The organism is Vibrio tapetis subsp. quintayensis (assembly GCF_030409945.1).
In the GTDB taxonomy this organism is placed as follows: domain Bacteria; phylum Pseudomonadota; class Gammaproteobacteria; order Enterobacterales; family Vibrionaceae; genus Vibrio; species Vibrio quintayensis.
In genome coordinates this window covers 1-5,655 of record NZ_JAUFQV010000017.1, presented here as the reverse complement: position 1 = coordinate 5,655, position 5,655 = coordinate 1, and the positions used below count along the sequence as shown (strand labels likewise).

4 protein-coding genes and 3 pseudogenes are annotated in these 5,655 nt (G+C 42.7%); 2 read left to right on the top strand and 5 right to left on the bottom strand.

Features of this window, described 5'->3' with window-relative positions:
• Window positions 1–700 (bottom strand): IS4 family transposase (locus QWZ04_RS07720; RefSeq protein WP_290326632.1); only part of this gene is annotated, 700 nt, incomplete at its 3' end.
• A gap of 355 nt (window positions 701–1,055) precedes the next feature.
• On the opposite strand from QWZ04_RS07720, the gene QWZ04_RS07715 reads away from it, so the two are divergent.
• Window positions 1,056–2,045, top strand: coding sequence for a hypothetical protein (locus QWZ04_RS07715; protein WP_290326630.1), 990 nt, complete (start codon window positions 1,056–1,058; stop codon window positions 2,043–2,045).
• 68 nt (window positions 2,046–2,113) lie between these two features.
• On the opposite strand, the pseudogene QWZ04_RS07710 reads toward QWZ04_RS07715, so the two are convergent.
• From QWZ04_RS07710 to QWZ04_RS07695, 4 genes and pseudogenes are all read right to left on the bottom strand, one after another.
• Window positions 2,114–3,325 (bottom strand): annotated as a pseudogene (locus tag QWZ04_RS07710) (IS256 family transposase).
• Window positions 3,326–3,597: 272 nt separating this feature from the next.
• Window positions 3,598–3,771 (bottom strand): annotated as a pseudogene (locus QWZ04_RS07705) (IS6 family transposase); the annotation flags it as partial.
• An 88-nt stretch (window positions 3,772–3,859) separates the two neighbouring features.
• A complete protein-coding gene (locus tag QWZ04_RS07700; RefSeq protein WP_290326629.1) occupies window positions 3,860–4,558 on the bottom strand; it encodes a response regulator in 699 nt (232 codons plus the stop codon).
• A 287-nt stretch (window positions 4,559–4,845) separates the two neighbouring features.
• Window positions 4,846–5,382: a recombinase family protein gene (locus QWZ04_RS07695; RefSeq protein WP_290326628.1), complete on the bottom strand. Its 537-nt coding sequence runs from the start codon at window positions 5,380–5,382 to the stop codon at window positions 4,846–4,848.
• A 41-nt stretch (window positions 5,383–5,423) separates the two neighbouring features.
• Here QWZ04_RS07695 and QWZ04_RS07690 point away from each other — a divergent pair.
• Window positions 5,424–5,655 (top strand): annotated as a pseudogene (locus QWZ04_RS07690) (IS6 family transposase); the annotation flags it as partial.

Below are 5,655 nucleotides of genomic sequence, written 5' to 3'. Positions count from 1 at the left end.
ATCCTTTGTAAACATAGGCTTCACAAGGTATCGGCGCTCTTTTGGCTAATAAACAATGACCAAGGTACTTTGGTTTATGAACGGCATTTGGATAAAAATTTTTGTTTGAGACCCAAGGTTTATCCGGTTGTTTTATGGAGACTTCACCTCGGACACGACCCAACCAAAACCAACCTTTTCCCTGAACTTGTCGGAACCAAGTATTCCGAAAACCGGCATCAGAAACGATGATTGGGCAGGTTTTATTGGGCAAAATATCCTGCAATTTGTCGAGGAATGATTGGTGACTTTTAGGTGAGTTATATTGGCCATATTCAAAAACTTGCTCGAAGATTGTGATGGCTCGACCATCCAGAGCAACGGATGCTCTTAACGTCATATAACGAAGCTGCTCACGAACATCAGACCAATCAACAAGGACTACTGGGCAGGGATTCGCCCCCGTTATTAAGTGGGCATGCCATTTATAAATAAGGTCTTTTTCACGGTGGAGTTGGCGATTTCCAAGTAGCCTATCAACACGCTTAATTGCATGTTTTACCGTGGTGTTCGTTTCTAGTCGGCGACCTAGCTTAGTTAGCGTTAAATCAGAGCCGTCAAGCACGCTCTTTGTGGCAAGTATCAGAGAATTAAGCCGTTTTTTGTGAATCGAAGGGCATTGGTTTTGTAAGGTTTGCTGTAGAATCTGAATATCGCGCATCGTGAGCCCATTTGATCAAAATGTGTGTTTGGCGATATTCATTAGATCAAAGGCGGCGGTGCGCGTCTACCTCATTGTTTTTATGGTTAATTATGAGGGGATTCGCAAGTTTAAGGTGTAGGTATGCTTCTTAAAATGATGGCGTTTGGCGTCATTGTATTTGTAAGGAATTTGTTAATAAGCCAACCTGAATGAAAGGCTGACTATAATAACTGAATTCAATGTTAATGGAATAATTGAGTGTTATCTGAGTGATTCAACAAAGCCATAGTTCTGCATTCTCTGATTAATTGCAACAGCCCAATTTTTGTTATATTTTACCACATTACTCTATACTTCATTTAAGAGAAGCAATATGCTCGATAACATTAGTAACGCTACCTCTTTTGGCAAAACTTTATATGACGAAATCGGAAATGCAAATGATGGCGGCTTGAATGGCTTAGCAATAGGGGAGGCTGCGTTTGATTTAGGGACAGGCCTACTTGATAGCACGCCGCTAGGAAAAGCCATTGATATTCCAGTTGAATTGGTGGAAGGCGGATTCAGCAAAATTGAAAAGATCAAGGTCGTCGAAACGATAAAGCAAAAATTCCATGCTTATGTAAGCCAAAAAACCGCCAACTCCGTTTCTGCGTTTACAACACCAACAGTCTTCCCTAAAGACAGATGTGGCGCACTACAAGGAAAAAAAGGTCAAGACTGGCTAAGTGGTGCAGAAGGTATTTACAAAAAGCACCAGAGTGAACGTGTTTATAAAATTCAGCGAAAATTACAAGACCAAGCGCGTGGCTTAAAAAAGAACCCTATCACAGTCGCAAAAGTACCATTAAGTGTTGTGCCATTAGGCGAAGTCGTTCAGTTTGCCATTAAAGGAGGGGAATATGTGGCCGGAAAGTTTGCAGGGGCGAGGCGAGATCGTAAGAAGAATGAATATATCTCAGATGGCAATCGCCAGATGCTTGAAGCGAAGTTAGGCAAGCAAGAATACAACCGAAAGAAAGCCAAATGGCAGTCGAAAGACATCGCTGATTTGGGGCCAAAGATCCAGCGTAACCTTTATAAACTAAAGCAGTCGGTAGAGATATTAAATTCACGCAAGCAGCTATTGAATTTATGCAGTGCTAAACATACGCAAGATCCTAATAGTCCAGCAAATGTACGTGCTTTGGTGAAAAGTCGTGAAGATGCGGCAATGAGCTTGTATGAGGTAAAGCATTACGTAGAAAAAGTCTCAGATATGTGTAAAGCGATGGAAGCAACGGCATTTACAATCAACACTTATATGGAAGGTTTGAAGCAGGTTACTGACTCTTCTGAAACCGACATCATGAAAAGCTTTTAAGGTAAATTGATGATCCAGACGGGGGGGGGCTTTGAATGAGGCTGTAACAGATTCTGTGTAACTGCCATTTAGTTAACGTGTTTATCGAGACGTTCCTCGAACTCGATAATAAACCAACTCATAGCCTGACGCCAGTTTTGAATGGGCATCGTCCATTTCTTGCTGGCGTCTTTGATTGCTAGGTACACCATTTTGGTTGCGGCCTCATCGTTAGTGAAGATCTTCCGCTTTTTTAGTGCTTTACGGATCACGCTGTTGAGAGACTCAATAGCATTGGTTGTGTAGATGGCTCTACGGATATCTTCTGGGTAGTTGAAGAGCGTGTTGAGGTTCTGCCAGTGATTGCGCCAGGACTTAGATATTTGCGGATATTGATTATCCCAAGCTTCTCCAAAGCGTTCCAGTTCGAGTAGAGCCTCATCTTCTGTAGCAGAGCGATACACTCGCTTCAGGTCAGCAGTGACCGCTTTATAGTCTTTCCAAGACACATACTTCAATGAGTTCCGCACCATATGGACTATACAAAGCTGAATATGCGTTTGAGGGAAGACAGTGTTGATAGCATCAGGAAAGCCCTTCAATCCATCTACACACGCAATAAGGATATCTTCGACGCCCCGTTGATTGAGTTCAGTTAGAACACTCAGCTAAAATTTAGCACCCTCGTTTTCGGCTATCCACATGCCCATTAGCTCTTTCTGGCCATCGGTGTTAATACCGAGAGCGAGGAAGATCGACTTATTGATAATACGCTTGTCTTGACGGATCTTGACCACAATACAGTCAAGATAAACGATAGGATAAATAGCATCGAGTGGCCTAGATTGCCACTCTACTATTTCTTCTATCACCGCATTTGTGACGCGCGATACGAGGCTGGATGATATCTCCGCACCGTACCACTCATCGAAAGCGTTCACGATATCGCGCGTACTCATTCCTTGGGCATAGAGCCACAAGATTTTGTCATCCATAGAGGTAAATCGTGATTGGTGTTTTTTGACTAGCTTGGGGTCAAACGAGCCAAGGCGATCCCGAGGTGTATCGAGTTCAAACTCGCCATCTTCGGTTTTTACGCGTTTGCTGCTCTTTCCATTACGGCCATTATTCGATTTAGAGGGTTGGTGTTTTTCGTAGCCAAGATGCTCATCCATCTCCGCATTGAGTGCGGCCTCAACCGTAATTTTCTTCAGCATTTGGCTGAACTCGGTTAAGTCCTCAGGGGTTTTAATTCCTTTTGCTGCTTCCTTGGCGAAAGCTTCAAGATCTTTCTTGTTCATATTGCCTATCCTTAGCCTTTAAGGCTTAGTTTAGGCAATTACACAGAAATTGAGACAGTCTCTGTTGAATCGCTCAGATAACACTCAATTATTCCATTAACATTGAATTCAGTTATCATAGTCAGCCTTTCATTCAGGTTGGCTTATTAACAAATTCCTTACAAATATAATGACGCCAAACGCCATCATTTTAAAAAGCATACCTACACCTTAAATAGGGCTTGTTGCAACTAATCAGAGAATGCAGATCTACCCAGTCATGGGCTTAACGATTACTGGTAAATCACCTCAACATTGAACAGACGATTCATGAAGGCGGATCTCTCCCGAACAAGCGTTTTGCGCTCATCATGACGTAACCAGAAATCAAACTGGCCTTTGTTCAACATTCGCAGTGATTCGAATCCCTCAATGGTTGACCAGGCTCGCTTTCGTATTTTAAAACCGGGCTTGTTGCAACTAATTCAGAGAATGCAGATCTATCCAGTCATGGGCTTAACGGTTACTGATAAATAACCTCAACAAAGCCCTTAATTACCAGGCATCTGCGACAAACAAATACCCTTTTCCGCGTACGGTTATGATGCCTTGGGGATCCGTTGCCTTTCTTTTCAACTTTTGTCTTAGCATAACGATTCGGTTATCAACACTTCGATCAAGACCATTGTAGTCAATTCCTCGAAGCTCTTTAGTTAATGCATCACGAGATAATGTATCACCCGCCGATTGTGCTAATAACCAAAGCAAGTCAAATTCGCTATCGGTAAGCGTAATGGTATTCCCTGCAAGTACACAGCTTCGGTTAGACTGACTCAACACTAATTGACCAAACTCCAGTTGCCTATATTGAGACGTTGTGTTGACAGAATAAGTTCGCCTTAACAGCATTCGAATTCGAGCTAGTAACACTCTTGGCTTAATGGGCTTGGTGATAAAATCATCAGCGCCCGTCTCCAATGCCGCAATATGATCGAAGTCATCGTCACTGGCTGTCAATATTAAGACCTTACCAGTAAACCATGTCCTGATCTGCCTACAAACTGTCAAGCCATCTTGACCTGGTAGCATTAAATCTAATAAAACTAGGTCAGGGCAAATTTTCTTTATCAGAGCTGGCGCTTCTAGGCCATCTCTCGCAGTTGCGACTTTAAAGCTATGTGTTTGAAAGTACTCCGCTAGCACTTCTCGCAATTTGTCATCCTCCTCCACAATAACAAGCTTAATAGCAGACATAGAGAAACATTCCTTATCATAAATACTACATGAGTAACAGACATTCAAAGTGCCCTTTGTTCAACATCCGTAGTGATTGGCTTTATTACAGCGCTCAAATAACCTTCATTTTTTCTATTCTTATTGAGTTCAGTTATCATAGTCAGCCTTTCATCTAAGTTAGTTGATTAACAAGTTCCTTACAAACATAACGACTCCAAACGTCATCATTTTAAGGGGGCTGTTGCAATTAATCAGAGAATGCAGATCTACTCAGTCATGGGCGTAACCATTACTGGTAAACCACCTCAACATTCGCAGTGATTCGAATCCCTCGATGGTTGGCCAGGCTCGCTTAGTTTCTTTACTTTAGCGACCGTTGAACGGCTACACCCAAGTAGCTCCTGGACCTGCGACCAACTTTTTCCTTCACTTAGTAGTAAAGAGATATTTTCTCTGAGTTGATGGTCTGGCTTCCTACCCCGATATTTCCCTAGTTTCTTGGCTTTTTCTATCCCTTGAGCTTGACGTTTTCGACGTGTCTCATAATCATCTCTCGCCATTGCCGCCGCTAAGTCGATCATGAAGTCAGTCAGCACTTTTGAGAGCATTGAGCTTTCATCATTACTATTGAGTACACCATGCGTCATTGTTTGATCGATGACTACAATATGTAAGCCAGCTTCAACTAGATGGTCTTTGAGCCGGTTCCATTGCTCATAAGGTAAACGTGACAACCTGTCCACCTTTTCGATGAGCAATATATCTCCTTTATGTGAATCCTCAATTAAGCGGGATAACTCGGCTCTCTCTAATTTTGGGGCTGTTGCAAAAAAATCAACCAAGACTCAGAATTCAGTTCTGTCTTTTCTAATCGAGTGACTCAATGACCAATTCCGCATTCAAATGGAAACACTTTACCCCTGAAATCATTCTTTGGTGCCTTCGTTGGTATGGTTCGACCCCAATGAGCTACGCCAACCTCAGCGACATGCTGGCAGAACGAGGGGTTTCGGTTAATCGCTCGACCATTTATCGTTGGTTCATTGAATATGCCCCTGCATTACGCAAGAAGTTACGCCGCCATCAGTTCATCCGAACAGACTCTTCGTGGCAGC

Coding starts and splice junctions, on each gene's coding strand:
- QWZ04_RS07715 (WP_290326630.1), top strand. CDS start 1,056: ATGCTCGATAACATTAGTAACGCTACCTCTTTTGGCAAAACTTTATAT.
- QWZ04_RS07700 (WP_290326629.1), bottom strand. CDS start 4,558: ATGTCTGCTATTAAGCTTGTTATTGTGGAGGAGGATGACAAATTGCGA.